Here is a 24,356-nt window from a genome sequence, read left to right on the forward strand (position 1 = left end):
AATGGTGCCACCATGCTGCGGATATCCCGCGATCTCGTCATCGACGAGGACGACATCGAGATCGGCTTTGTCCGCGCCTCCGGCCCCGGCGGGCAGAACGTCAACAAGGTCGCGACCTCGGCGCAATTGCGCTTCGACACCCGCAAACTGACGCTGCCGGAGGATGCCGCGTTGCGCCTGGCCCGGCTCGCAGGGCAGCGCATGACCAAGGACGGCGTCATCGTGATCCAGGCCCAACGCTTCCGCACCCAGGAGCGCAACCGCCAGGACGCCATCGATCGCCTTACGGAGATGCTCGGCGAAGCCATGATCCGGCCGAAGCCACGGCGCGCGACAAAGCCGACCTTTGGGTCCAAGCAGCGCCGGCTCGAGGGCAAGAAGCGCCGCAGCGACATCAAGTCGAAGCGCGGCGGGCATTTCGACGATTGACCGATTGACGAAAAAACCTCCGGCCGCCATGCGACCGGAGGTTTGCCGTTTCGCTGGCTGCGTCAGTAGCGCTTGCCGGTCGCAGCACCGCCCGACACGGAATCGTCAGCCGTGCCCTTATGCGTCGCGCTGCCGGTGGTGCCGACCGTGCCCTTCGTACCCTTGGTCGACTTCATGCCGACCTTCTCACCCGCGGCTCCCTGCTGTGCGCCGAGATCCTCTTCATCGCCGCTCGAGGCACCGCCCTGCATGGTCTTGCCCTGCGCGCTGCCACGCAACTTGGTGTCCGACGATGCGCCTTGTGCGAGAACCGGTCCCACCAGCAGTGCGGAAAGAGCGCATGCGATTACAGAGGTCTTCACTACCTTCATCCATTTCTCCTGGATTTTATTCGCGATGAGCGGTTGGTGTTTTCGCCGTTCGCCTGGACTGGACCATCCCATCGCGCAGAGAGCCGAACGGCGCAGTCGCCATGCAATCCGGATCGTGTGGTCATCGTTGAGGGATTTCGCGGCGGTTTCGCGGAATTGTGCTCCTCATATGCGGCGGTGCGGAACAAGTATGCGGACCGCGAACGCGACGCTCGGGCTCGCGGGGTCGTCAACGACGGCCCCCGCGACCGGCGCGATCGTCCAATGTCTTCAGTGCGATAGGCCCCCCTTTTCCCCAGGGCGCCACGCGCCTGTTGCTCACCACATGCTTTTGACGCAACACGGCCTAGAATAGCGTCCCGAATCTGAAATCGAACTCATGCCCGTCCGCCAATTGCCAGAACAGATCGTCAACCGCATCGCCGCCGGCGAGGTGGTCGAGCGTCCCGCGAGCGTGGTCAAGGAACTGGTCGAGAACGCCATCGATGCCGGCGCCAGCCGCATCGACGTCTTTACCGATGGCGGCGGGCGCCGGCGTATCGGCATCACCGACGACGGCGGCGGCATGACCGCCAGGGACCTCTCACTGGCGGTCGAGCGTCACGCCACCTCCAAGCTCGACGACGAGGACCTGCTGCAGATCCGCACGCTTGGATTCCGCGGCGAGGCGCTGCCCTCGATCGGCTCTGTGGCGCGGCTCTCCATCACCACGCGGCATGCCAGCGAGCCGCATGCCTGGGCGCTCAATGTCGAGGGCGGCGAGAAGTCCGAGATCATGCCGGCCGCGCTCGCGCACGGCACGCGGGTCGAGGTCAATGACCTCTTCTACGCCACGCCGGCGCGGCTGAAGTTCTTGAAGACCGACCGGACCGAGGCGGAAGCGATCCGTGAGGTGGTGCGGCGCCTCGCGATGGCGCGGCCCGAAATCGCTTTCACGCTCGCGGGCGAAGAGCGCGCCCCGGTGACCTGGGCTGCCGCACTGCCCGGCGTCGCCGGTCGCCTCACGCGTCTCGGCGACATCCTGGGGGCAGAGTTCCGCAGCCATGCCATCGAGGTCCACGCCGAGCGCGAGGGCGTGGCGGTCGCCGGCTATGCCGCAGCGCCCGCGCTGACCAAAGCCAACGCGCTCGGACAATATCTCTTCGTCAACGGCCGTCCGGTGCGCGACAAGCTGATCTTAGGGGCGGTACGCGGAGCCTATGCCGACTATCTGCCGCGCGATCGTCATCCGGTGCTGGCGCTGTTCGTCACGCTCGATCCGCGCGAGGTCGACGCCAACGTGCATCCGGCCAAGACCGAGGTGCGCTTCCGCAACGCCGGCCTCGTCCGCGCGCTGATCGTGCACGGATTGAAGGAAGGGCTTGCACGGGAGGGCCGGCGTACGGCCGCCAACAGCGGCGAGAGCGCGCTGTCGTCGTTCCGCCCCGCATTCACGCCGCGCCCGGCAAGCTGGGACTGGCGGGCGTCGCCATCCGCCCCGGTCGCGCCGATGCCGTCATTCGACGGTGCGGCTGCGCCCACCTTCGCCGAGCGCGCGCAGGCTGCGTTCGATGTCGGTGCGCCCAGTGCGGACGTGCGGATCGAAACGCAGCCCGCCGGCGATCTGGTCCACCGCCCGCTCGGCGCGGCGCGCACGCAAATCCACGAGACCTATATCGTCTCGCAGACCCGCGACGGCCTGATCATCGTCGACCAGCACGCCGCGCATGAACGCATCGTCTACGAGCGGCTGAAGGCCTCGCTGGCTGCCAACGGCGTGCAGCGGCAGATCCTGCTGATCCCCGAGATCGTCGAGATGGACGAGGCCACGGTGGAGCGCCTGCTCGAGCGCAGCGACGAGCTGGCGTCGTTCGGCCTCGCGATCGAATCCTTCGGCCCCGGCGCGGTCGCGGTGCGCGAGACGCCGTCGCTGCTCGGTAAGACTAATGCGGGCGGGCTGTTGCGCGATCTTTCCGAGCATATGGCCGAGTGGGACGAGGCGCTGCCGCTGGAGCGCCGTCTGATGCACGTCGCCGCCACCATGGCCTGCCACGGCTCGGTGCGCGCCGGCCGCAGGCTGCGGCCGGAGGAGATGAACGCCCTGCTCCGCGAGATGGAGGACACCCCGAACTCCGGCCAGTGCAATCACGGCCGCCCGACCTATGTCGAGCTGAAGCTGAGCGACGTGGAGAAGCTGTTCGGGCGGAGGTAATTCGTAGGGGGGGTTAGCGAAGCGTAACCCACCAACTTCGTCCCGCGTACGCGGAAGGGTGGTGGGTTACGCCTTCGGCTAATCCACCCTACGAACCGATTGTGAAGTTACGGCCGCTTCAAAAACACGAACTCCGTGTCGTCATACGCGCGCCGCTCCAATTCCTCGAAGCCTTCCGGCGTGACGAACTGCGCAGCCTTCGCCTCTTCCACGACGAGCAGCGCGCCCGGCGTCAGCCAGCCGCCGTCGCGCAGGCTCGCAAGCGCCTTCTCCGCAAACCCCTTGCCATAGGGCGGATCGAGGAACACCAGCGAGAACGGCTCGACCGGATGCGCAGGCCCGAGATCGGTCGCATCACGACGATAGACTTTTGTCACGCCACCCAAGCCCAGCGTCTCGACATTATTCCGCAGCAGGGCGCGCGCTTCCGCGCCGTTGTCGACGAACAGCACGAATTTCGCGCCGCGTGACGACGCCTCGATGCCCAGCGCGCCGGTGCCGGCGAAGAGATCGAGCACGCGCGCATCCGCAATCGGATCGTCATAGGCGTGCACGAGGATGTTGAACACGGACTCACGCAGGCGGTCCGCCGTGGGGCGGATGTCGCGCGAGGACGGTGAGGCCAGATTGCGCCCCTTCAATCGACCGCCGACGACGCGCAACGTCAGTCCTCCTTCGGCGCCAGATCGCGCTTGCCGTGATAGCCGCGCCTGGGACGGCGCGGCGGGCCGTAGCCGCTGGCCTCAGCCTCGTTGCGCTCGCGCGCTTCCTCGCTGCCGGTGCGTTGCACCAGGACGCGGCGGCCCTTGCGGTCGTTGATCACGCCGCGCTTGCTCGCGGGCTTCTTCTCGCGCGGCGCGTCGTCTCCCTCATGCGAGGCAGATTTCTGCGGCACGTCGAACTGCGCACCCGATTTCTCGATGATCTTTTCGCCGAGCTGGTCGCGCAGCACGCGGGACTTGATCTCCTCGACCTGGCCCTCGGGGACCTCGCCGAGCTGGAACGGGCCGTAGGAGACCCGGATCAGCCGGTTCACCTCGAGTCCAAGATGAGCGCAGACATTGCGCACTTCGCGGTTCTTGCCCTCGCGGATCGCGAAAACCAGCCAGACATTGGCGCCCTGGTCACGCTCCAGCGTCGCGTCGATCGGACCGTATTTGACGCCCTCGATCTCGATGCCGTTCTTCAGCTCGTCGAGCTGCGCCTGCGTGACGTCGCCATGGGCGCGGACACGGTAGCGGCGCAGCCAGCCGGTGTCCGGCAGCTCGAGCGTGCGCGCGAGCCCGCCATCGTTGGTGAGCAGCAGCAGGCCCTCGGTGTTGAAGTCGAGCCGGCCGACGCTGATCAGCCTCGGCAGACCTTCGGGCAAATTGTCGAATACGGTCGGACGCCCCTCGGGATCGTCATGGGTCGTCATCAGGCCGCGCGGCTTGTGATAGAGGAACAGCCGCGTGCGCTCGCGCTCCGGCAACGGCTTGCCGTCGACGGTGACGACATCGTTCGAGGTGATGTCGAGCGCCGGCGAGTTGATGACACGACCGTTGACGCTGACGCGGCCCTGCGTGACCATCTCCTCGGCATCGCGGCGCGAGGCAAGGCCCGCACGCGACAGCACCTTGGCGATACGCTCGCCAGCTTTCTTCGGCTTGACCTCTTCCTCGCGGCGCGGCCGCCGCTCGGAATCACGATCACGGTCGCGATAGGCGCCGCGACCGCCGAAGGCGGGACGTTTCTCGAAGATCCTGCTCTCGTCCTCGTTTTCGCGGCGTGGACGATCGCCGGTGCGAGCTTCGCTGCGGGGATGCTCGTGCCAGTCGGAGCGGCCCTCGGAGCGCTCGCGCGGACGATCGAATTTCGGGCGATCGCCGCCGCGATCGAACCTGGGACGATCATCGCGGGGGCGATCGAATTTGGGCCGCTCGCGGAATGGACGGTCACCCGATGGACGATCGTCGCGCGAACGCGAAAAGCGCGGACGGTCGTCGCCGCCGCCTTGCCGATCGTCGCGCTTCTGCCAAGGCTTGTCCTGACCGCGGTCGCTGCCGCCAAAATCCTTGCGCGGACCCTTGCTGAAGTCCTTGCGCGGCGGCCGGTCGCCGCGTGGGGCCGCATCGCGCTTCTGCCAGGGTTTCGAATCGCTGCGCTCGCTGCGATTGCGGTCCGGTGCGCCGCGCGAAAACTTTCGCTCGCCATCGAACTTGCGTTCCGGACGGTCGCCACGCGGCGCGTAAGGTCGCTTGTCGCCAAACTTCGTGTCACCGGTTCGGCCGGCCGGACGGGAATCGTCGCGATCCCTGCGCGGCGGACGGTCATCACGGCCATAGGACGGGCGATCACCGCGCGGTTTGAACGACCGCTTCTCGCCATCGCGCGAGGGGCGATCAGAAAATGGGCGGTCGCCACGGGGCTTGAAGGGGCGCTTCTCGCCGTCGCGCGACGGACGATCCGAAAACGGACGGTCTTCACGCGGCTTGAAGGGCCGATCGCCACGCGGCTTGAAGCTGCGCTCACCACGATCCTCGCCGCGCGGCCGGTCTTCCCGATTGAACTTCGGACGGTCGCTGAAGTCGCGGCGCGGGGCATCGCCCTCCTCGCGGCGGCGGACCGGTCGGCTGTCACGGTCACCGCGGGGCGGGCGGCTGTCGCCCTTGCCCTCGAAGCCGCGCTTGGCGAACTTCTTCTCGGGGCCCCGCGCCTTGCCGGAACGGCCGCCCTTGGCCGGGCCGCGATCACGACGGCCGCGGGAATCGTTGTCTTTGTCGCTGTCGCGAGGCATGAATAATCTCACTCAGGGGGTGGCCAGAAAGCATTGTGCGCGCTCGTCTCGAGCCGCATGCTCAGGCAAAATCGTAAGCACTTCTGCTGAAGGCGCAGCTACTAGCAGGTTTCTGGCGATGATACGAGGCTTGAAAGCCCCCTCTTTCATGGATTTGGCGCTCAAAACGGCCGAAAACGCCGGAAAGGCGGGCGAAGTTCCGATCGGATGCGTCGTGGTCCGCAATTACGAGGTCATCGCCACCGCGGCGAACCGGACGCTGACCGACTACGACCCCACGGCGCATGCCGAGATCGTTGCGCTGCGCGAGGCGGCCAAAAAGATCGGCAGCGAGCGCCTGGTCGACTGCGACCTTTACGTGACGCTGGAGCCCTGCACCATGTGTGCGGGCGCGATCTCGTTTGCAAGGGTGAGGCGCCTGTATTACGGCGCCGCCGACCCCAAGGGCGGCGCGGTTGAATCCGGCGTGCGGTTCTTCACCTCGCCGACCTGCCATCACGTCCCGGATGTCTATTCCGGGGTCGGCGAAAGCGAGGCGGCGCGGCTGCTCAAGGACTTCTTTCGCGAGCGGCGCTAAGGCGCGGCAAAGAACTCGCGCAGCGCCTTCGCGGTCACATCCGGGTTCTCCTCGGTGAGAAAGTGCCCCGAATCCACCGGCATGCCATCCACGTTGGTCGCCCACTGCTTCCAGATGTCGAGCGGGGTGGCGGCGGCTTGCGCCACGCCGGCATTGCCCCACAGCGCCAGCATCGGAATGGTGATCTTCTTGCCGGCCTCGAAATCGGCCTTGTCGAGATCGTAGTCGAAATAGGCGCCGGCGCGATAATCCTCGCACATCGCGTGGACGCGGGCGGGATCGCGGAACGGGGCGATGTAGTGTTCGAGCGCGCGCTCGTCGATGGCCTCCAGCGTCTTCGATCTGGTCTGGCTCGCCATCTTGAAGCGGAGGAAGAACTCGCCATTGCTCGCGACCAGCGTCTCCGGCAACGGGGCGGGCTGCGCCAGAAAGGTCCAGTGATAGATCTTCAGCGCGTAGGCGCGGTTCATCCGCTCCCAGTAATTATAGGTCGGCAGGATATCGAGCACCGCGAGCTTCGACAGCCGGCCGGGATGATCGAGCGCCAGCCGATACGAGACGCGGCCGCCGCGATCATGGCCGGCGAGCGCGAAGTGCACATGGCCGAGGCGCTCCATCGCCTCGACCATCGCCTTGGCCATCGCGCGCTTGCTGTAGGGCATGTGCAGCGCGTCGCTCTCGGGCATGTCGGACCAGCCATAGCCGGGCAGATCGGCGATGATCAGCGTGAACTGGTCGGCCAGCTGCGGCGCGACGCGGTGCCACATCACGTTGGTCTCGGAGAAGCCGTGCAGCAGCAACAGCGGCGGTCCCTTGCCGCCGACGCGGGTGAAGATGCGGCCGAGGGAGGTGTTGATCCATTCGGAGGCGAAGCCGGGATAGAGGTCGGCGAGATCGGACATCTTCTGCATCCTTATCTGTCAGTGCTGTTCGGTCTTGAGAATGCCCCAAAACAAAAAAGTCGAAAAACAACCCCATGCACAGTAGCTAAGTCCAACAGCCGCCTACACAATTTCGGAGTGCCGACGGCGCGGGCGGAAATTGCGCACGCGTGCGAAAAAAGCCTGTCAGCCCTTGGACTTCTCGGCGTCCACCGCCTGCCAGCCGATGTCGCGGCGGCAGAAACCTTCCGGCCATTTGATGCGGTCGACGGCTTGATAGGCGCGCGCCTGCGCTTCCGTCACGGTCTTGCCGAGCGCGCAGATATTGAGCACGCGGCCGCCATTGGCGAGGATGGCGCCGTCCTTCTCGACCGTGCCGGCGTGAAAGATCTCGGCGGTCTCGACCTTCGCGGCGTCGTCGAGCCCCTCGATCCGCGTACCCTTCTGATAGTCGCCGGGATATCCCTTCGCCGCCATCACCACCGTGAGTGCGGCTTCCGGATACCAGCGGAGGTCAAAGTTCTTCAGCTGCCCGTCGCAGGCGGCGAGGAAGGCCGGCACGATGTCCGACATCATCCTGAGCATCAGCACCTGGCACTCGGGATCGCCGAAGCGCACGTTGAACTCGAACAGTTTCGGGCCCTGCGTCGTCAGCATGATCCCGGCGTAGAGGATGCCGCGAAACGGCGTGCCGCGCTGCTTCATGCCGGCGACTGTCGGCAGGATGATCTTGGCCATGATCGCGTCATGGACCGCCGGCGTCACCAGCGGCGTCGGCGAATAGGCGCCCATGCCGCCGGTGTTCGGACCGACGTCATGGTCGAACACGCGCTTGTGGTCCTGCGCGGAGGCCAGCGGAATGGCGGTCTCGCCGTCGCACAGCGCGAAGAAGCTGATCTCGCGGCCCGGCAGAAACTCCTCGATCACGACCTCGGCGCCGGCCTCGCCAAAGCCGCCCTCGAACATCATGGCGATGGCGTCCTCGGCCTCGCGCACCGACTTGGCGACGACGACGCCCTTGCCGGCGGCAAGGCCGTCGGCCTTGACCACGATCGGCGCGCCCTGGCTCTGGACGTAAGCGCGCGCATCGGCGGCGTTGGTGAATCGCTTGTAGGCGCCGGTCGGAATGCCGAACTCGGTGCACAGCGCCTTGGTGAAGCCCTTCGAGCTTTCGAGCTGGGCGGGGATCCTGTCCGGCCCGAACGCCTTGATGCCGGCGGCGGTGAGGTCATCGACGATCCCGGCCGCCAGCGGCGTCTCCGGGCCGACCACCACGAGCTCGACCGCATTCGTCTTGCAGAAGTCGATCACGGCGGCATGGTCGGCAACGTCGAGCGCCACGCATTCCGCCTCGCGCGCGATCCCGGCATTGCCCGGCGCGCACCAGAATTTGGTCACCAGGGGAGAGGCCGCGATCTTCCACGCCAGCGCATGTTCGCGGCCGCCGGAACCAAGCAGGAGAATGTGCATCGAAGGCTCAGAATGAGGGGTTTGCTGAGGGCGGAGGTCGCACGAATCGGGGTGGGGCTCAAGGGGTGTTGGCCCACCTCCTGTCATTCTGGAGCGCGCCTGTTGGGCGCGAGCTCGGATTCATATGCCGTCCCATGTGCGGACCGGTTGGCGACGCTTGCGAATTATGCCGCTTTCGGCTGAATCCGAACATTGCCGAAGCTGCTACTGTCCTCGCCCGGCCTTGATGACCCAAGGGCGATCGCCCCTTTTATCGCGGTTGCGGGACGTCTCGTCAGCATCTCAACGGATGGAGTACGCCTGCACAAGATCGCCGCAGGGCTGGACGCCCAAGGTATTCCGACGCCGCGCGGTTCGGAGCGTTGGCGCCCGGCCCAAGTGGCTTGCGTCCTCGGCGGGAGCGGCTCCTAAGGAACTAGCTAGTTGAAAAATGCCTCACCAAGGTAGTTGGGCGCAACTAGACCGGTGCGGATTTATACCACCTGAGGACTAGGTGCTGATTCTACTCTAGCCTATGGGCAGACAATCTTGTAACCGCAGGTAGTCCGGCTAGGATAGCTCCATGGCAAGGGTTTGAGATGGCGCGCGTCGTATTTCAGTTTTGTTTTCTGCTGGATTCGGCCCTGCATACCCTGAAGGTAGGAGAGCATTAGAAATGCTGGTGCGGGCGCGAATTGAAATTTCTAGTACCGACGGACCGACCTCTTCGCGTACCATGTTTTGGAGAGAGTTTCTGCGTGGCTCGCCTCTGACACCATCAGCGGACGCCACGTTACGTGATCCTACGAGAGCCGAGCGAGCCATTCGCAATAGGCTGCCCGGTACGTTGGGCTTCTACTTGAATCAAGATCCGGAGGAGTACGGATTCGGTTTCGGGAGACGCCTTCGTCGATATCTCACTCCCGACATTCGCGTAAGGGTAAGAGGCATTTCCTACGGGAGCATGGACCTTCTGCTTGACGTGTTGGGCGTCAGCAAAGAGACGCCCGAAGATGCGGTCTTGTCGTTGCTTGAGATGTACCTGCCCGATGCTGTGAATGAAGTGTTCGATACGTCTGTCGAATTGGGAGCTAGCGCGACGAAAGTGGGCGAGGATGCTGGGGTAGAGGCTACTCGTGCGGCACGTATTCAAAGGCTGATCACGGCGACGCTTCTGGTGCCGCTCGCGCTGACTTTCGCCGTTTGCTACATCGTGTTTTTTGAGATGCGGAAGGACATGGAGAGCATAAAAGCTCGAGAGGACAAAATAATAACTGAGAGTGCAGGCATGTTCCGCGCGCTGTTAGAGCAGAATGAAAAGCTGTCAAAGGTAATCCTGGAGCGCGCGCAAAACGAAAATAACAAGCTCAAACAAGCTCCGAACAGCGGTGATACAAAGCCATGATGGGGCGACGAGCGTTAGCGCGAGTGGATGCGAAGAATGACGATTCGCGCCGATCTTAAGCCACAAACGCGGCTTCTTGTCATGGATATTCTCCGTTCTCTCGGAATGGACGTTTCACATTGGGCGAACATGAAAGGTGGGGCCGCGCGTGCGGCAAGCAACCCCAAGTACTGCTATAACTGGTCTTTCCTACAGCCTGGCGAATTTGTTGCTGCTTGCCTCTGGCATGAAAATCTCAAAGAGCGCGACGGCAAAATCTACTATGAGGTTACCCGGGGGAAGTGGAAGAGACCAAGAACAGAGCCGGGCACGGGTAGTGTAAATAAGAGGGCAAACGACTTTGATCAGCACCTGTGGGTAGCCTACAGCGAAGCATTGCCGCTCCGTGTCATCTTTGTAGATGGTCCTCAGTCGGATGGCACTGGACCGAGCAAAGTCGAAGCGCGTCTGCTCGACCCGGTCCCTTGGGCGATAACGCACTATGACCTAAGCACAGGGCGCTGCTCGATGGTGCGTGGGGCTGAACCGCTTGCAACCAAGCTGGCTGCTCAGGACGCCGAAATATTTGCATTCGAGGGTGAGGAGCGGCGGCGCTTCATAAATCATCGCCGCCGCGAGGGCGCCATGCGCCGAGCAAAGATCAATGAAGCTCTCGGAAGGACGGGCAGGTTAGTGTGCGAAGTGCCCAAGTGCGGATTTGATTTTGAATCGCGCTACGGGGCTTTGGGCAAAGGTTACGCTCAGGTGCATCACTTGACACCACTTCACAAGGCTCCGCCCGCGGGACGCAGGATCACGCTATCTGAGTTGGCGATCGTATGTGCAAATTGCCATGCCATGATACACGCAGGTGGGAGATGTCGCGAACTGGCGAGCCTTATAGAATGAACCTTGCGCATCAGCCTGCAAAGGAAGGAGCGTGGCAACGATCCGCTTTGATGAAGTGGTTTGTGATCGCTACTCTAGGGTTACTCAATTTGTCACCGGCCGCGCTTGCTGAGGGCTCCGAGATCGAGCACCGCTGTACGGCTCTGTATCCAAGTATGACGCAATACTTCGCTCGGAAAGATTGCGTGAAGACCCAAACAGAATACGAGGAGAAGGAAGCCTTTAGACGTCATGGCGAGGAGCGGAAGCGCTCGAACGAAGAGGCCGCGCGTCCGTGCGTAGCCGCCGACATACGGCGCATGGAGAGTCTGGCTGCTAAGGTAAAGGCCGCGGTATTGCCAGACGTCCCGTTGGAAGAGGTGCAAGCGGCAGTCGGTCTCGTCCTCGGAAAGCAAGGCGTCATTGAAATCCCGGACAACGACATACGAGAGCGTGTGCTGATAACATCGATTCCCACGCAGTGCGGGACGGACTTTCATTTTTTGATCAACGTCCGCGAGGGCAAAGATAAAAAGCTGCGTTGGCTTCGTGTCTCGGCAGAGAATGCGCCGTCAGGTTATCCTGCCAAGATACACTCAGAGCTTGGAAACGAGTTTGAGGAGCAACGAGAGCAGGAAAGCAGACGAGCTGAGGAGGCGAAATTTCAACAAAGAATTCAGGCGCGCATGGACGAAGAAGAGCGAAAGGCCAAGGAGGTGCGCCGCGAATTTCTCAAGAGCGTCAAGATCAGTAACGTGCGGCTGACGTGCGATAAACCCGATCGTTGCTCCATTCGCACAATTGAATTCAAGATTACGAACGTTTCGCAGAAACCAGTCAAGGATGTTTCCTTCGGGTGGTTGTTGTTACCGACGAAGACGGCCAATTGCCCAGACGAGCTTGCAACAAACCAACGTAGCGTTGGATCCGTCCTTCAGCCTGGTCAATCCCGGGCAGAGCGCATCATGATTTTAGCGACCCCAGATGATGGCGACGCAAAGCTGTGCCTCAAGGTGACCGATCTGCGTGGATTGGAGCGTTGGGAGCAGTGAAAGCTCCAGGATGAAGCGGTAAGAAGTTACCGCCGGCGTTTAGTATACATTTCTTATCTCAAATGGGTGACGGACCTTGCCGAAAAAGAGTGATGATGCCGAGCAGGACAAGAAGCCCGTTCGCGACCGCGATGGAAAACCTGACGCCGAGAAGGAAGCCGATCCGGCTGACACCTTCGGTAGCGAAACCGAGGAATTGCGGTGACAGTGCACTAAATTCCAAAGCCAACGCACCAGTTGACATGATTAGTGCACTGTCACCGTAATCAGGATCACCCTGGGCTACTGATTCTATTCAAGAAATGCCGCCGCAATTGTGTAATTGTCGTCAGCTCCTCTTTGCTGAATCAACTCTCCCACCCTCTGAACAAAGATAGAAGCAGTCGCTGCGCCGTCGGACACGTCCTTAAGTTCTCGCAAAAATACTTTGCCGTGAACGCCATCCGAGATGATGAAAACGCGGTCATTGGTTGAAACGTCGTGAGTCGCGGAATCGATCTGCGGATGTGTCGGAGCCCCTAACGCGCTCTCCAGCACATTTCTTCGTGGATAGTTCTCAAATTCCTCAGGCGAAAGCTTCCCAATCGAGAGCAATCGATTTGCCTCGGTGTGATCTTTCGTTAACAGCTTAATACCTTTTCCTCGCTGCAGTATAACTCGGGTATCTCCGCAGTGAGCGATTCGCATCGTATCGCCCTTAATATACACGGCAGAAAATGTCGTCGCCATGCGTCGTAGCTCGGGTCTATCTGTTTGGGCTTGCCTTATACGCTGATGGATCTGCCACGCGAGCATCGGCAAATCCAAATTGAGATCCTCGCGCACTGCGTTCACGAACACATCTATCGCCAAGCGGGAGGCGAATTGTCCGCCGATGTGCCCGCCTAACCCATCAGCAACCGCCATCGCGAGCCCGTCCGGCATTCGCCACAAGCCTGCTGAGTCCTCGTTTTCAGGTCGAGGGCCTTTGTCAGACAAGTAGGCGCAATCGAATTTCATCGACAGACTTCAGTCAGAACGGTCTGCAAAGACGGATGCAACTCAACTCTGGACGCGCCGACCGAATTTTCCAAGTGAGCTATCAGATGACAGATGTTATCGCCGGTTGCTCGGAATTCGATACTGAGGCGTCGCGCCATCGTTTCGTCCATCTTGGAACCGCATAGCTGTAAAAATTTGCGCTCAACATACCATCGATTGTGCGAAGTGCCCATTTCAAGCATCGCCATTAATGCATCAGCTTTGGTCTCAATCGAACACAATGAAAAGAAAGCCTCTAAAACGTTGGCGAGGGAATCGCATCGCTCAAAGGCAAACGAGTTCTTCAACACCCACTTGGAGTAAATCTGGCCGAGACGGTCGCCGAGGCCCGTCCACTTACTGCAGAGATCCTGGACTTGCGCCAGCGAAAGACGGTCTAATATCTGGGGTGCGTCGCCGTCGTTGTCTTCGACAAACTGCACCAACGCTTTTGCTGCTTGTTCATCCAACGGCTCGCCCCGGCTTAGTTGATCACCGAAGCCGGGAGTCTTAGTTGCAAGGCTTGTCGGCAGCGCATCAGCGGAAGCCGAATTTATTGCGTCGAGTACCGCACGGACGGACTTGAACCTCCTGTCAGCGTCGGCTCTAGTGCAGTTTCTGAGTATCGCGCCGAAATCACCACCTTCTTTAATCTCTGCGCAAGGAACGCGCGGATCGCTACCGACTATATCGTGCAGTATGCAGCCTAACGAGTAAATATCAGACTGCGCCGTGGCCTTCCGTAGGTCCGAGGTAATTTCTGGGGCAGTGTAATAGTCGGTGCCTTTCGCCATGCCGGTCACTGTAAGAACCGAAAGGCGGCTTTCGTTCATCGCAATCAAGCCAAAGTCGCTTATAGCATAGTACTCTCGAATCTCGCCTCCGGGGACGACTACTTGATACTTGAGAACGTTCTGCGGTTTTAGATCTCTATGATAGATGCCCATGTTGTGCAGTTCGTCTAGCGCTGCGACCATGTCTGTAATCGCGGCGATCCATTTACCGCCTAATGTGCGATCGCGATCCATGTCGTCTTGCAGGCTGCAGATGGCTCTTGGCATCAAGTAATAGGGAGGATTTTCGTCAAGCTCGGTGTGAACGACGGGCACAATGTTTCGGTGCTTGATGCCGGACTGAATTCGGGCCTCGCGCGCAAAACGCTTTCGTACGTTCTCCTCGATTGCAGGCGTCAAGGGTTGAGCAGGACAGAAGGTCTTCTTAGCGTATTCTAGCCCATCGGCTCCCTTCACCAAATCGACGGTCCCAAAGCCGCCGCTCCCGAGATTGCGGATGACGTCCAGCTTCATTAATCCTCCCGATCTGCCGCAAGGCCCGTTAACCAGCGCAGGGGCAAGCTACTGTACGTCTTAGTTGCGGAACTCCAACACAACAACTGGGGATTTGGCAAGTATAGCCTTCCGGCACGGGTCTCAAGGGGCGTCGCCCCAACTCCCCGTCATTCCGGAGCCATGCTCCGGTGTCCCTTCTCCTCTTGTGGGAAGGTGGCGCGAAGCGCCGGATGAGGGGTCTCTTTCTACGGCGAGACTTTTATCGAGGAGCCAACCCCTCACCCAATTGAGCCTGAGTCTACCAGCGGAGGAGCCCTCTCCCACAGGGGGCGAGTGCACAGCAATGCGCATTGCGATCCCGACGCGCGACGAGGGTCAGCCCTGCCTCCCCGCAATAATCTCCTGCAGCGTCGCCACATGCCGCGCGAACGCGCCGCGGCCCGCCGCCGTGGCGGTGACGGTGGTCTGCGGCTTCTTGCCGACGAAGGCCTTGTCCACTGACACGTAGCCCGCCTTGGCCAGCGTCTCGATATGCGCACCGAGATCGCCGTCGGTCGCGCCGGTGAGCTTTTTCAGCCGGGAAAACTCCAATCCTGCGGACACCGGCAGCGCGTTCAGCGCCGCCATGATCTTCAGCCGCAACGGCTGGTGAATGATGTCGTCGAGCTCGGCCATCAGATCCGCCGCATCCATAGGCCGCCGAGGATCAGGCCTCCGCCATTGACGAAGGCCATCCAGAGCGGAAACGCCTCGCCGATGTAGAAGTAGCCGATCAGCGTCAGCGCGGAGATGCCGACACCGATCGCCATGAAGGCATAGCCGAACCAGAGACCCGCCAGCGAATAGAACAGCATGAAGTAGAGCGGCCAGCCCGTAGAATGGGTTGAGCCCTTGCGAAACCCATCGCACTTGTTTCGTGATAACGTCCGTCATGACCTCGTACCGCCGCAACTTCGTTTCGGGTGGGTGTTTCTTCTTCACCGTCAACCTGGCGGAGCGGAAGCTAGCGTTGCTGACGGATCATATCGGGTTGTTGCGCACGGCGTTGCGTGAAACGCACCGACGCCATCCATTCACGACCGATGCCATCGTGGTGCTGCCGGATCACCTTCACACGGTGTGGACGTTGCCAGAAGGTGATGCCGATTTTGGAATGCGCAGGCAGTTGATCAAATCCACCTTTTCGCGCGGTCTGGCGCGCAACGAGAGGATATCCCCAAGCCGCGCGGCTAGAGGTGAACGGGGCATCTGGCAACGCAGATATTGGGAGCATACCATTCGCGACGAAGCCGATGTCGCGCGGCATGTAGACTATGTTCATATCAATCCGGTCAAGCACGGGCTCGTCGACAGAGTCCGTGACTGGGCGCCCTCCTCGTTTCATCGCCACATAAAGCTCGGCAATTACCCGGCCGATTGGGCCGGCGATCAGTCGCATGACGGCCGCGATTTCGGAGAACGGGGATAGAGAAGCGATTGGGTTTCGCAAGGGCTCAACCCATCCTACGAGCTGAAGACGTCAGCTGGGAAGCCAGGAGCGGGCGCTTCCGGAACCATCATCGCTCGATCATCCCGCAGGTCCCGCTCGCCGAGTCGCCCAACGGGCGTGAATAGTATGATGTATGCAAGATCCTGCTTGCGCGGCGAGACGCCGGCAGCGTCTCCGCAAATGTCCGTGCTTGATCTCGACCAATGGCTCTGTTTGGATGGTTGCGTTTCGCGCAACTCGTATTCGGATAATCATAGTGAATGAAAGAGATGGATACCGGCGTTCAATGGATGCTCTTTCACAAGAGAAAGCATCGTGACCCTCTACCGTACCGGCATCGGGAATCGGCTTTTGGCGGCGCTGCCGCCGGCGGATCTCGGCTTGCTCACGCCCCACTTCCGGAAGGTCTCCTTTGGGCCAGATGCCGTTTTGGTGCGCTCGGGCGATGAGATGGACCCGGTCTATTTTCCCCATAGCGGCGCAATCGCCTTCATGCTCGATATGCCGGACGGGCAAACGGTCGCAACCACCTTGATGGGACGGGAAGGCGCTTTGGCCTCTTTCTCCGTACTCGGCCCATCGCTTTCATCCGTGACCGCGATTGCACGCATGGCGGGCACAGCATCATTGATTTCCGCCGCCAAATTTCGGGATGCCTATGCGCAAAGCGCGGCCATCAGGAATGTCGTTCAGCTCCACGCCCGCGCGGTGTTATTGCAACTCCAGCACGTAGCCGCTTGCAACGCGCTGCACCGGGTGGATGGCCGCATGGCGCGGTGGCTTCTGCAGCTTCACGACCGCGTTCCCGATGACCTCCTCCCGGTGACGCAGGAGGCGCTTGCGCAATTGCTTGGGGTGCGGCGGACGACAGTGACTCTGACGATGAGCAAGCTACGCGAGGCCGGAGCCGTCCCCTCCGACCGGCGCGGATTTGTTGAGATCGATCGGGCGCGGCTCGAGAGGGTCGCATGCGACTGCTATGCGCTTATGCAGCGCAAGATCGATCGGATGTATTGCCAGGAATTGTCGGGGCCCCAGCCTACCCGTGCGCCGTTCCGGGAAAGCGCCATCGTCTCGTCCGGCGGAGCGAGGGGCGAATCCAGAGCCGTTTCGCGGGCGGAGAAGTAGAGACCATGCGATGACCGCCTTCGGGCAGAAGCTGCCATTAGGTAGCAGTCGGCGCAGGTCCACAACGGGTCACAAGCCGTCGATCACGCCCGTGGTGGGAGACTTCCCGCTTTGCGTTAGTAAGCCGACGTTTATGAGTACACGTCCTAGCTCTGCTTCCCCGCGATGATCTCCTGCAATGTCGCAACATGCCGCGCGAAAGCGACGCGGCCGGCGGCGGTGGCGGTGACGGTCGTCTGCGGCTTCCAGCCGACGAAGGCCTTCTCCACCGACACGTAGCCCGCCTTGGCCAGCGTCTCGATATGCGCGCCGAGATTGCCGTCGGTGGCGCCGGTGAGCTTCTTCAGCCGCGCGAATTCGGGACGAGGCGAGTCATCTCATGGCTTGACATCGTAGGAATGAATGTCGCTCGCCATATCATTTGACTGTGAAGTTCTCCTTCACACCCTGTGAGTTTTATCTTGGATAGCCCCTGTCGAGCATGCGTCCTATCTCTCCTCCGCAATTTCAAAGCTCTCAAGGAGACACTGAGATGAACGACATCCCCGCAAAGCGCGATGAACTCCACCAGAAAGAAGTTTATTCGCCGCCTTCTCGACGGCTTTCTGAGCAGAACGCGGGCGGAATACATCGCCGAGCGTTTCTAGCTGCAAGTGCAGGCGCCACGGTTCTGCTTGGGGGCCCGAGTTCTGCGCAGGTCCAATCCCCGGTTGCCTCTGCTCCAACAGGTTCGGGCACAATGCCAAGCAATGTCAGAGTGGAACGCGTGGACGGCTCAATTCTGCTGATCGGCATTCGGCAGGAGACCGACGGTGTCGACCTATCAAGCGTCATTGGCTTGGGTCGCCTGATGTATATGCTCGACCACGATGACGCGCTGCGCGTCGCAGTCCTCTACTCCCAAGGCTCCGACTTCGTTGGCGGTGTGCTCGATCCTGACAGCTGGGCGCCAGTCTTGCGCACGGGCAAGTTCCCGGAAATGTCTGAGTTCATCAATCCCGTCGGCACGATACCTCCTCGCAGGCAGAAGCCACTCGTCGTCGCCGTCCAGGGCAAATGCCAGGGTGCAGGCCATGAGCTTTTCCTGGCGGCAGATGTCCGCGTTGCAGCGAGCGATACCGTGTTCGCCCAACCAGAGGTCACCCGCGGACACTTCCCTGCTGGGGGTGCACCGATCACGTTCGTCCGGGAAGCGGGTTGGGCAAATGCGATGCGCTACATGCTGACAGGCGACGAATGGAGCGCCGATGAGGCCTACCGAATGGGATTGGTTCAATACGTGACGCCGCCCGGAAAGCAACTTGATCGGGCGATCGCAGTCGCTCGCAGGATATCGGCCGCGGCTCCGCTTGGAATTCGAGCGACAATCGCCTCGGCCCATCGCGCGCTGAGCGAAGGTCAGGAAGCCGCGTACGCGGCGCTGTTTCCTGAACTGGCTCGATTGGCTCAGAGCGACGATCACCAGGAATATTTCCGGGCGCTTGGGGAAAAGCGTGCTCCCGCCTTCCGCGGGCGCTGACCGCCACACCGGGGCGGCCGAGTGAGTGCAGGCGTCAACGGCGCCGAGACTTGGCGTGATGGTCAATGAAAGCGCGCAGTTTCGGCAAGATTTGGCGCTTGCTCGGATAGTAGAGAAAAAGGCCGGGCGTTGTCGTGCCAAAGCGCGTCAACACCGCCTGCAATCGGCCCTCCGAGATATGAGCCTTAACAGGTGGGCCAGGCACCTGCGCAAGTCCCAGACCCTCCACTGCCGCTTCGATCAGCGTCGGATAATCGTGCGCGACAAGCGGACCCGAGACGACTGCCTCGATCGTTCTGTTGCCGTCGAGAAACGACCACGGCACGACTGATCCGTTCGGCCGGCGCAGACGCAGGCAGGCATGGCCACGCAGGTCGTCGATAAGCTTCGGTCGTGTCCGTGCGCGCAGATAATCGGGACTCCCGACAACGACGAACGGGAAGGGCTGGGAAAGCCTGACCACAATCATGTCGGCGTCGATGAACTGACCCATCCGGATGCCGGCGTCAAATCCTCCGGCGGCGAGATCTACTCGCTCCTCGCTGGCAGCGATCTCCACTTCGATCTCGGGATAAGCCTTGCAGAACGAGAGGATGACCGGCTGCAGGATCAGCGGAACGACCGCTCTGGGAACGGCGAGCCGCAAAAGCCCGACGGGACGTTGCCCGAGTTCGCGCACGGCAGCTCCGGCCGCGATGAGCTCTTCAAAGGCTGGTCTGGCGCGGGACAGGAATTGCTCGCCAGCTTGAGTGAGGCCGACACTGCGCGTTGTGCGAACGAACAGGGCAACGCCCATGCGCGCCTCGAGCGCGCGCACCGCCTGGCTCATCGCCGATGGGGTGATGCCCAGCTCTGCGGCCGCCTTTCGAAAGCTGCGGTGCCGGGCAACGCTGAGGAATGCCTCCACACCATCGATCGTGCCCTGCTTCATTGTGAAGTTCTGCTTCATGGCTTGTCCACTTTATAGCGGATAGTGGACCGACGAAAGCTTTCTTAAGTTCAGTTGCAGAGCGAGACGCCACGCCGGCGGGTGACTTGGTTGCCTATCGCGCCAGAGTCGGAGCCTGAGAACGATGACGCAAGTCCGGAACGCCGCCCTCACCTTCATCCTCATAGGAGCCCTTGCCATGACTGAAGCATCCATTGCCCAAACACAAAACCTATCGCCCGTAACAACTGGGGTGATGGTTATCCTGACGGCCAAGAGCAACGTCACACGCGAACAGGTCATGGCTGTAATGCCGGCCGAAGTCCGACAGACCGTGCAGCTCTACGTCGGCGGGAAAATCCGGGAATGGTTCTCGCGTGCCGATGGCCGCGGTGCTGTCTTCTTGCTCGACACCAGGGATGTCGCGGAAGCGCACGCGATCATGGATGATCTGCCGCTGGCCCGGCAAGGCCTCGTCGATCACGAGTACATCGCGGTCGGTCCGTTGCTGCCCCTTCGGTTGCTTCTGGCCAGCCCGGAACGCCCGCAATAGCGAGGAGGCAGAGAAATGCCCGCCATCAACCTGCCATTTGTTCTGAGCGTCGTCGGCGCCTTCCTGACAAGTTCAGCGATCGGTTACATCTATGTCTGGCCATGGCTGCGTAGCCTGCCGCGATTTGAGGCTTTGCGATTGATTGCGGCCTTTCATGCCTTCAGATTCTTTGGGATGAATTTCCTGGTGACTGGATTTGTGTCGCCGGAATTGAATCCGGATTTCGCCCGTCAGGTCGGATGGGGCGATTTCATCGCCGCGGCCTTGGCCCTTGGCTCGATGGCGGCACTCTCCCGGCGCTGGTCGATCGCCATTCCAGCTGTTTGGGTCTTCAATGTCTGGGGCACGATCGACCTCCTGAACGCATACTACATGGGAGTGACACAACTCAGAGATCCCGGTCTGATGGGCGCAGGGATTTACGTGCCCGCACTTTACGTCCCCTTGCTACTTGTCAGTCACGTTCTGATCTTTCTGCTTCTGTTTAAGGTCGGACCAGCGGAAGAATACTCGTCGACTCCGGCGCCGGCTCGCAACTAAGTCTCTTCGCATCCCGTACAACCCGGTGACGTATGCGCAGCATAGCGATGTGGGCCTGGTGGCAAGCGAACAACGAGCGCGCCAGCTTCGGAAGATCAGACCTATTGGAAGATCAGACCTGCTTCCCCGCAATGATCTCCTGCAACGTCGCGACATGCCGCGCGAACGCGCCGCGGCCTGCCGCGGTGGCGATGACCGTGGTCTGCGGCTTCTTGCCGACGAAGGCTTTGTCCAACGATACGTAGCCCGCCTTGGCCAGCGTCTCGATATGCGCGCCGAGATTGCCGTCGGTGGCGCCGGTGAGCTTTTTCAGCCGGGAAAACTCCAATCCGCCGGTGCCCGGCAGCGCGTTCAGTGCCGCCATGATCTTCAGCCGCAACGGCTGGTGGATGATGTCGTCGAGCTCGGCCATCAGATCCGCCGCATCCAGAGGCCGCCGAGGATCAGGCCTCCGCCATTGACGAAGGCCATCCAGAGCGGAAACGCCTCGCCGATGTAGAAGTAGCCGATCAGCGTCAGCGCGGAGATGCCGACACCGATCGCCATGAAGGCATAGCCGAACCAGAGACCGGCCAGCGTATAGAACAGCATGAAGTAGAGCGGCCAGAACGTGCCGAGCTGGCGCGGGCCGAAGTGACCGATCACGTTGGTGCAGAGATAACCGAAGGCGAAGAACAGCACGAACACCAGAAGCAGTCTGACGTTGAAAGCGGCGCCATGGGAGTGATGCGGCGGATTGAAAATGCGCAGCGCCACCAGACCGCCGGCGCCCAAAGTGTCCGCAGCGACCCAGGCGTAGACCGCATAGACCGGCCAAAGCCAGGTCACGAGATTGGCCGCGAACACCAAGAGGCCCCACCAGACGGCAGCAAAGCTCGCCAGCTCATAGAGCTGCGATTGCTTCACGCGCTGGACGATGTCGTCGATATCGGCCAGCGCCGCGGACGCTTCCTTGCTGTCGATCATGACTGCCTTGCCCCGCGCGTCGCCACATCGTCGGCGATGACCGAAATCGCCTTCGGGTTGGTGACGATGCCCATATGGTTGATGCCGTCGATGATCTTGACATCGACCGACGGTTTGGTGGCCTGCACGACTTCCGCATATTTGTCCGAGATCATCATCTCGTCCTCGGCGCCGCCGAAGATCGTGACCGGACGTGTCGTCGCCGGAAGATCGATGCGATAGCCGCGCGTCGCGAAATTGCGCGTCAGGCGATCGGAATAGGTGGAGACGAGGTACTTTGCCGAAGTCGCGGGCACGGCGAGCGCGAGCACCGGAAGCTGCGAACAGCAGTCGATGCCGAGCTTGCGCAGCGTGGCGAGCGCGAAGAAGCGCGGCAGGTCGACATTGGCCCAGCCGCCGGCATGCGGCTTATTGGTCGGGGCGTCATAGCCGAGATATGGCGCGAGCAGCACGGTGCGCACGAACATGTCCTGCATGATCGGTGTCGCCGCGATGCGCAGCGAGAAGCCGGCGCCGGCGGAATGGCCGATCAAGGTGAGCGGCAGCTCCGGCGCGGTCTTGCGCACCTCGGCGACAAAATCGACGAGGTCGTCCTCGAGCTGGCCGACATAGCCGATGTCGCCGCGCGTGCCGGAGCCGCCATGGCCGCGGATGTCGAGCGCCCAGGTCTCCACTCCGCGCGAGGCGATGGCATGGGTCAGGGCATGATTGACGGTGCCGCTGGAGCCGGACGAGCCATGGATGAAGATCGCGCCGCGGCCGGTCGCGGGGCCGTTGGCAGCGTAGTGGCGGAAACCGATCCAGGTGCCGTCGCGGGCCTGGAAGCGCTCTAGGGGCGGGAGGGTGGACCAATCGATGCCCTTGGCGGAGTCGGAGACCGATCGCATCTCGGGCGGCCGCGTCAGCGGGGTTGCGATCATCGCGGCCAGGATCAGCGCCACGGCGCCGACCGCACAGAGGGCCCATTTCATTCCGTTCAACACGCCGCGCAGCAATCGAACTGCCATGATCCACTCCCCTCAAACCGATCAACTATAGAGAACTCTATATGACAGAGTACTCTCTTGGTCAATCCCCGGATTGGCGCGGCGCCGCAAAAATCCTTAACGTCGGGTCTGATCCCCAAATGCCGAATCGTTTGCCGATGCCTTCAGCGGAACCCCTGCTCAACACACCCGAATTCACCGTTTCCGAGCTCTCGCAGTCCCTGAAACGGACGGTTGAGGACACCTACGGCCATGTCCGGGTCCGCGGCGAGATCTCCGGCTTCCGCGGCGCGCATTCCTCCGGCCATTGCTATTTCGCGCTCAAGGACGAGAGCGCCAAGATCGAGGCGGTGATCTGGAAGGGCGTGCACGGCCGCATGCGCTTCAAGCCCCAGGAGGGGCTCGAGGTCATCGCCACCGGCAAGCTCACGACCTATCCGGGCTCCTCGAAATACCAGATCGTGATCGAGGCGCTGGAGCCGGCCGGCATCGGCGCGCTGATGGCGCTGATGGAGGAGCGCAAGCGGAAGCTCGCCGCCGAAGGCCTGTTCGACGAGGCGCGCAAACAGCTTCTGCCGTGGCTGCCGGAGGTGATCGGCGTGGTGACGTCGCCGACCGGCGCCGTGATCCGCGACATCCTGCATCGGCTGGAGGACCGCTTTCCCCGCCACGTGCTGGTATGGCCGGTGAAAGTGCAGGGCGAAGGCTCGGCCGAGCAGGTCGCGGCCGCGATCCGCGGCTTCAATGCGATTGCCGCGGGCGGCAAGATTCCGCGGCCCGACGTGCTGATCGTCGCGCGCGGCGGCGGCTCACTGGAGGATCTGTGGTCGTTCAACGAAGAGATCGTGGTCCGTGCCGCGGCCGAGAGCATGATCCCGCTGATCTCGGCGGTGGGGCATGAGACCGACATCACGCTGATCGATTTCGTCGCCGACAAGCGCGCGCCGACGCCGACGGCGGCGGCCGAGATGGCCGTGCCGGTGCGCAGCGATCTCTTTGTCGAGGTCGGCGATCTCGGGCGACGCACCCGGTCCTGCTGGCAACGCGGCCAGGAGAGCCGTCGCAGCGAGCTGCGTGCCGCCGCGCGCGCGCTGCCGGCGGCAGGCGATTTGCTGGCGATCCCGCGGCAGCGGCTGGATTCGGCAGGTGCGTCCCTGCCCCGCTGCCTCAAGGCCAATACGCACGCGCATTTCCGCAGGTTCACCGCCGCAGGCGCCAAGCTGACGCTGCGGGTGCTGCATGGCCAGATCGCGCAGGCCGATCATCGCCTCACGGTGTGCGGCGAGCGACTCGGACTGTCCACGCGCTCGCTGCTGCGGCGGCGGCGCGACCGCTTCGCCGGGCTGGAGGTGCGCTTGCGCGCCTCGAAGCTCTCCAATGCGCAGGCGCAGCGCAACGCGATTGCGCGCCAGCGCGAACGCACGCATCGCCTGGCCGAGCGCGCGGGCCGCGCGCTGGTGACGCTGTTGCAGCGGCTCGACGCCCGCGTCGAGAACAGCGGCAAGCTGCTCTCAGCATTGTCTTATCGCGGCGTGCTCGCGCGCGGCTTTGCGCTGGTGCGCGACGAGGCCGGCCATCCCCTGCATTCGGCAGACAGCGTCGGTCCCGGCGCACGGGTTGAGATCGAGTTTGCGGATGGGCGTGTGGGTGCGACCGCGGATGCGGATCGTGCAGCACCGACGGCAAAACGCGCGCCGGCGCAAGCCAAGGCGGCGGCGCAGGAGGCGAAGCCAGCGCCAAAGCGCGTGGGCAAGCCGGTGGATCAGGGGAATTTGTTTTAGAGCGCGAGCGCGTCGCGCCACCCTCGACAGAGTATGTAGGACGCGCGTGCCACACACTTGCCGTCGTCCTGGCGAAAGCCAGGACCCATACCGCGAGGTCTATCGGGTACGCGTGGTGTCAGTCCCGAACGACCAGTCTTCGCCAAACTACTCCCTGGG

At 62.2% G+C, this 24,356-nt stretch carries 25 protein-coding genes and 2 pseudogenes; 13 read left to right on the forward strand and 14 right to left on the reverse strand.

Annotation, left to right across the window (positions count from 1 at the left end; all coding sequences use genetic code 11):
* Positions 1–12: 12 nt before the first annotated feature.
* Positions 13–429, forward strand: a complete 417-nt coding sequence (gene arfB / locus ABIB90_RS25835; RefSeq protein WP_354168571.1) for an alternative ribosome rescue aminoacyl-tRNA hydrolase ArfB — start codon at positions 13–15, stop codon at positions 427–429.
* A 62-nt stretch (positions 430–491) separates the two neighbouring features.
* On the opposite strand, the gene ABIB90_RS25840 is transcribed toward arfB, so the two are convergent.
* Complete coding sequence (locus tag ABIB90_RS25840; protein WP_219685625.1) at positions 492–800, reverse strand: hypothetical protein; 309 nt, start codon at positions 798–800, stop codon at positions 492–494.
* Positions 801–1,179: 379 nt separating this feature from the next.
* Here ABIB90_RS25840 and mutL point away from each other — a divergent pair, with 379 nt between their 5' ends.
* Positions 1,180–2,991: a DNA mismatch repair endonuclease MutL gene (gene mutL, locus ABIB90_RS25845; RefSeq protein WP_354201605.1), complete on the forward strand. Its 1,812-nt coding sequence runs from the start codon at positions 1,180–1,182 to the stop codon at positions 2,989–2,991.
* 107 nt (positions 2,992–3,098) lie between these two features.
* Here the strand turns inward: mutL and rsmD are convergent, their stop codons facing one another.
* Both rsmD and ABIB90_RS25855 read right to left on the reverse strand, forming a co-directional pair.
* Positions 3,099–3,653 carry a 16S rRNA (guanine(966)-N(2))-methyltransferase RsmD gene (gene rsmD, locus ABIB90_RS25850; protein ID WP_027520407.1) on the reverse strand — a complete coding sequence of 185 codons (555 nt, stop codon included), beginning with the start codon at positions 3,651–3,653 and terminating at the stop codon, positions 3,099–3,101.
* Positions 3,654–3,655: 2 nt separating this feature from the next.
* Positions 3,656–5,767 carry a pseudouridine synthase gene (locus ABIB90_RS25855; protein ID WP_354201606.1) on the reverse strand — a complete coding sequence of 704 codons (2,112 nt, stop codon included), beginning with the start codon at positions 5,765–5,767 and terminating at the stop codon, positions 3,656–3,658.
* Positions 5,768–5,885: 118 nt separating this feature from the next.
* On the opposite strand from ABIB90_RS25855, the gene ABIB90_RS25860 reads away from it, so the two are divergent.
* Positions 5,886–6,344 carry a nucleoside deaminase gene (locus tag ABIB90_RS25860; RefSeq protein ID WP_007596901.1) on the forward strand — a complete coding sequence of 153 codons (459 nt, stop codon included), beginning with the start codon at positions 5,886–5,888 and terminating at the stop codon, positions 6,342–6,344.
* Here ABIB90_RS25860 and ABIB90_RS25865 read toward each other — a convergent pair.
* Both ABIB90_RS25865 and purD read right to left on the reverse strand, forming a co-directional pair.
* The gene (locus ABIB90_RS25865) at positions 6,341–7,246 is read right to left on the reverse strand and encodes an alpha/beta fold hydrolase (protein ID WP_354201607.1); all 906 of its coding nucleotides are present in this window, start codon (positions 7,244–7,246) and stop codon (positions 6,341–6,343) included. The genes ABIB90_RS25860 and ABIB90_RS25865 overlap by 4 nt on opposite strands.
* A 165-nt stretch (positions 7,247–7,411) precedes the next feature.
* On the reverse strand, positions 7,412–8,695 hold the full coding sequence (purD, locus tag ABIB90_RS25870; protein WP_354201608.1) for a phosphoribosylamine--glycine ligase: 1,284 nt from the start codon (positions 8,693–8,695) through the stop codon (positions 7,412–7,414).
* Positions 8,696–9,638: 943 nt separating this feature from the next.
* On the opposite strand from purD, the gene ABIB90_RS25875 reads away from it, so the two are divergent.
* The 4 genes from ABIB90_RS25875 to ABIB90_RS25890 all read left to right on the forward strand — a co-directional run bounded on the left by ABIB90_RS25875 (position 9,639) and on the right by ABIB90_RS25890 (position 12,203).
* Positions 9,639–10,079 carry a hypothetical protein gene (locus tag ABIB90_RS25875; RefSeq protein WP_354201609.1) on the forward strand — a complete coding sequence of 147 codons (441 nt, stop codon included), beginning with the start codon at positions 9,639–9,641 and terminating at the stop codon, positions 10,077–10,079.
* Positions 10,080–10,115: 36 nt separating this feature from the next.
* A complete protein-coding gene (locus tag ABIB90_RS25880) occupies positions 10,116–10,967 on the forward strand; it encodes an HNH endonuclease (protein WP_354201610.1) in 852 nt (283 codons plus the stop codon).
* The gene (locus ABIB90_RS25885) at positions 10,964–11,998 is read left to right on the forward strand and encodes a hypothetical protein (protein WP_354201611.1); all 1,035 of its coding nucleotides are present in this window, start codon (positions 10,964–10,966) and stop codon (positions 11,996–11,998) included. Before ABIB90_RS25880 ends, ABIB90_RS25885 begins: the two co-directional genes overlap by 4 nt.
* 76 nt (positions 11,999–12,074) lie before the next feature.
* On the forward strand, positions 12,075–12,203 hold the full coding sequence (locus tag ABIB90_RS25890; RefSeq protein ID WP_354201612.1) for a hypothetical protein: 129 nt from the start codon (positions 12,075–12,077) through the stop codon (positions 12,201–12,203).
* Positions 12,204–12,289: 86 nt separating this feature from the next.
* On the opposite strand, the gene ABIB90_RS25895 is transcribed toward ABIB90_RS25890, so the two are convergent.
* From ABIB90_RS25895 to ABIB90_RS25910, 4 genes and pseudogenes are all read right to left on the reverse strand, one after another.
* Complete coding sequence (locus ABIB90_RS25895; RefSeq protein ID WP_354201613.1) at positions 12,290–12,997, reverse strand: PP2C family protein-serine/threonine phosphatase; 708 nt, start codon at positions 12,995–12,997, stop codon at positions 12,290–12,292.
* Positions 12,994–14,325 (reverse strand): serine/threonine protein kinase, encoded by a 1,332-nt coding sequence (locus ABIB90_RS25900; protein WP_354201614.1) that lies wholly within the window; start codon positions 14,323–14,325, stop codon positions 12,994–12,996. Before ABIB90_RS25900 ends, ABIB90_RS25895 begins: the two co-directional genes overlap by 4 nt.
* Before the next feature lie 357 nt (positions 14,326–14,682).
* Positions 14,683–14,982 carry a winged helix-turn-helix domain-containing protein gene (locus ABIB90_RS25905; protein ID WP_354201615.1) on the reverse strand — a complete coding sequence of 100 codons (300 nt, stop codon included), beginning with the start codon at positions 14,980–14,982 and terminating at the stop codon, positions 14,683–14,685.
* A pseudogene (locus tag ABIB90_RS25910) lies at positions 14,982–15,176 on the reverse strand (hypothetical protein); the annotation flags it as partial. The gene ABIB90_RS25905 and the pseudogene ABIB90_RS25910, both read right to left, overlap by 1 nt.
* Before the next feature lie 62 nt (positions 15,177–15,238).
* Here ABIB90_RS25910 and ABIB90_RS25915 point away from each other — a divergent pair.
* Complete coding sequence (locus ABIB90_RS25915) at positions 15,239–15,775, forward strand: REP-associated tyrosine transposase (protein ID WP_354201616.1); 537 nt, start codon at positions 15,239–15,241, stop codon at positions 15,773–15,775.
* Positions 15,776–16,111: 336 nt separating this feature from the next.
* Positions 16,112–16,924, forward strand: a complete 813-nt coding sequence (locus ABIB90_RS25920; protein WP_354201617.1) for a Crp/Fnr family transcriptional regulator — start codon at positions 16,112–16,114, stop codon at positions 16,922–16,924.
* 146 nt (positions 16,925–17,070) lie between these two features.
* Here ABIB90_RS25920 and ABIB90_RS25925 read toward each other — a convergent pair.
* Positions 17,071–17,283 (reverse strand): annotated as a pseudogene (locus tag ABIB90_RS25925) (transcriptional regulator); the annotation flags it as partial.
* A 173-nt stretch (positions 17,284–17,456) separates the two neighbouring features.
* On the opposite strand from ABIB90_RS25925, the gene ABIB90_RS25930 reads away from it, so the two are divergent.
* The gene (locus tag ABIB90_RS25930; RefSeq protein ID WP_354168593.1) at positions 17,457–18,443 is read left to right on the forward strand and encodes a crotonase/enoyl-CoA hydratase family protein; all 987 of its coding nucleotides are present in this window, start codon (positions 17,457–17,459) and stop codon (positions 18,441–18,443) included.
* Positions 18,444–18,477: 34 nt separating this feature from the next.
* Here the strand turns inward: ABIB90_RS25930 and ABIB90_RS25935 are convergent, their stop codons facing one another.
* Positions 18,478–19,392, reverse strand: a complete 915-nt coding sequence (locus ABIB90_RS25935; RefSeq protein WP_007596914.1) for a LysR substrate-binding domain-containing protein — start codon at positions 19,390–19,392, stop codon at positions 18,478–18,480.
* A 178-nt stretch (positions 19,393–19,570) separates the two neighbouring features.
* On the opposite strand from ABIB90_RS25935, the gene ABIB90_RS25940 reads away from it, so the two are divergent.
* Both ABIB90_RS25940 and ABIB90_RS25945 read left to right on the forward strand, forming a co-directional pair.
* Positions 19,571–19,924, forward strand: coding sequence for a hypothetical protein (locus tag ABIB90_RS25940; protein ID WP_354128661.1), 354 nt, complete (start codon positions 19,571–19,573; stop codon positions 19,922–19,924).
* A 15-nt stretch (positions 19,925–19,939) separates the two neighbouring features.
* The gene (locus ABIB90_RS25945; RefSeq protein ID WP_007596916.1) at positions 19,940–20,464 is read left to right on the forward strand and encodes a DUF8737 domain-containing protein; all 525 of its coding nucleotides are present in this window, start codon (positions 19,940–19,942) and stop codon (positions 20,462–20,464) included.
* Between the two features lie 112 nt (positions 20,465–20,576).
* Here ABIB90_RS25945 and ABIB90_RS25950 read toward each other — a convergent pair whose 3' ends face one another.
* The 3 genes from ABIB90_RS25950 to ABIB90_RS25960 are packed head-to-tail and all read right to left on the reverse strand — an operon-like array spanning position 20,577 to position 22,437.
* On the reverse strand, positions 20,577–20,876 hold the full coding sequence (locus ABIB90_RS25950; protein ID WP_354201618.1) for a winged helix-turn-helix domain-containing protein: 300 nt from the start codon (positions 20,874–20,876) through the stop codon (positions 20,577–20,579).
* Complete coding sequence (locus ABIB90_RS25955; RefSeq protein ID WP_007596918.1) at positions 20,876–21,430, reverse strand: hypothetical protein; 555 nt, start codon at positions 21,428–21,430, stop codon at positions 20,876–20,878. The genes ABIB90_RS25950 and ABIB90_RS25955 overlap by 1 nt, the downstream gene beginning before the upstream one ends.
* Positions 21,427–22,437, reverse strand: a complete 1,011-nt coding sequence (locus ABIB90_RS25960; protein ID WP_354201619.1) for an alpha/beta hydrolase — start codon at positions 22,435–22,437, stop codon at positions 21,427–21,429. The genes ABIB90_RS25955 and ABIB90_RS25960 overlap by 4 nt, the downstream gene beginning before the upstream one ends.
* 137 nt (positions 22,438–22,574) lie before the next feature.
* Here ABIB90_RS25960 and xseA point away from each other — a divergent pair, with 137 nt between their 5' ends.
* Positions 22,575–24,197 carry an exodeoxyribonuclease VII large subunit gene (xseA, locus tag ABIB90_RS25965; protein WP_354201620.1) on the forward strand — a complete coding sequence of 541 codons (1,623 nt, stop codon included), beginning with the start codon at positions 22,575–22,577 and terminating at the stop codon, positions 24,195–24,197.
* Positions 24,198–24,356: the final 159 nt, after the last annotated feature.

Origin of the sequence: Bradyrhizobium sp. JR4.1 (assembly GCF_040548605.1) — a bacterium.
Classification (GTDB): Bacteria; Pseudomonadota; Alphaproteobacteria; order Rhizobiales; family Xanthobacteraceae; genus Bradyrhizobium; species Bradyrhizobium canariense.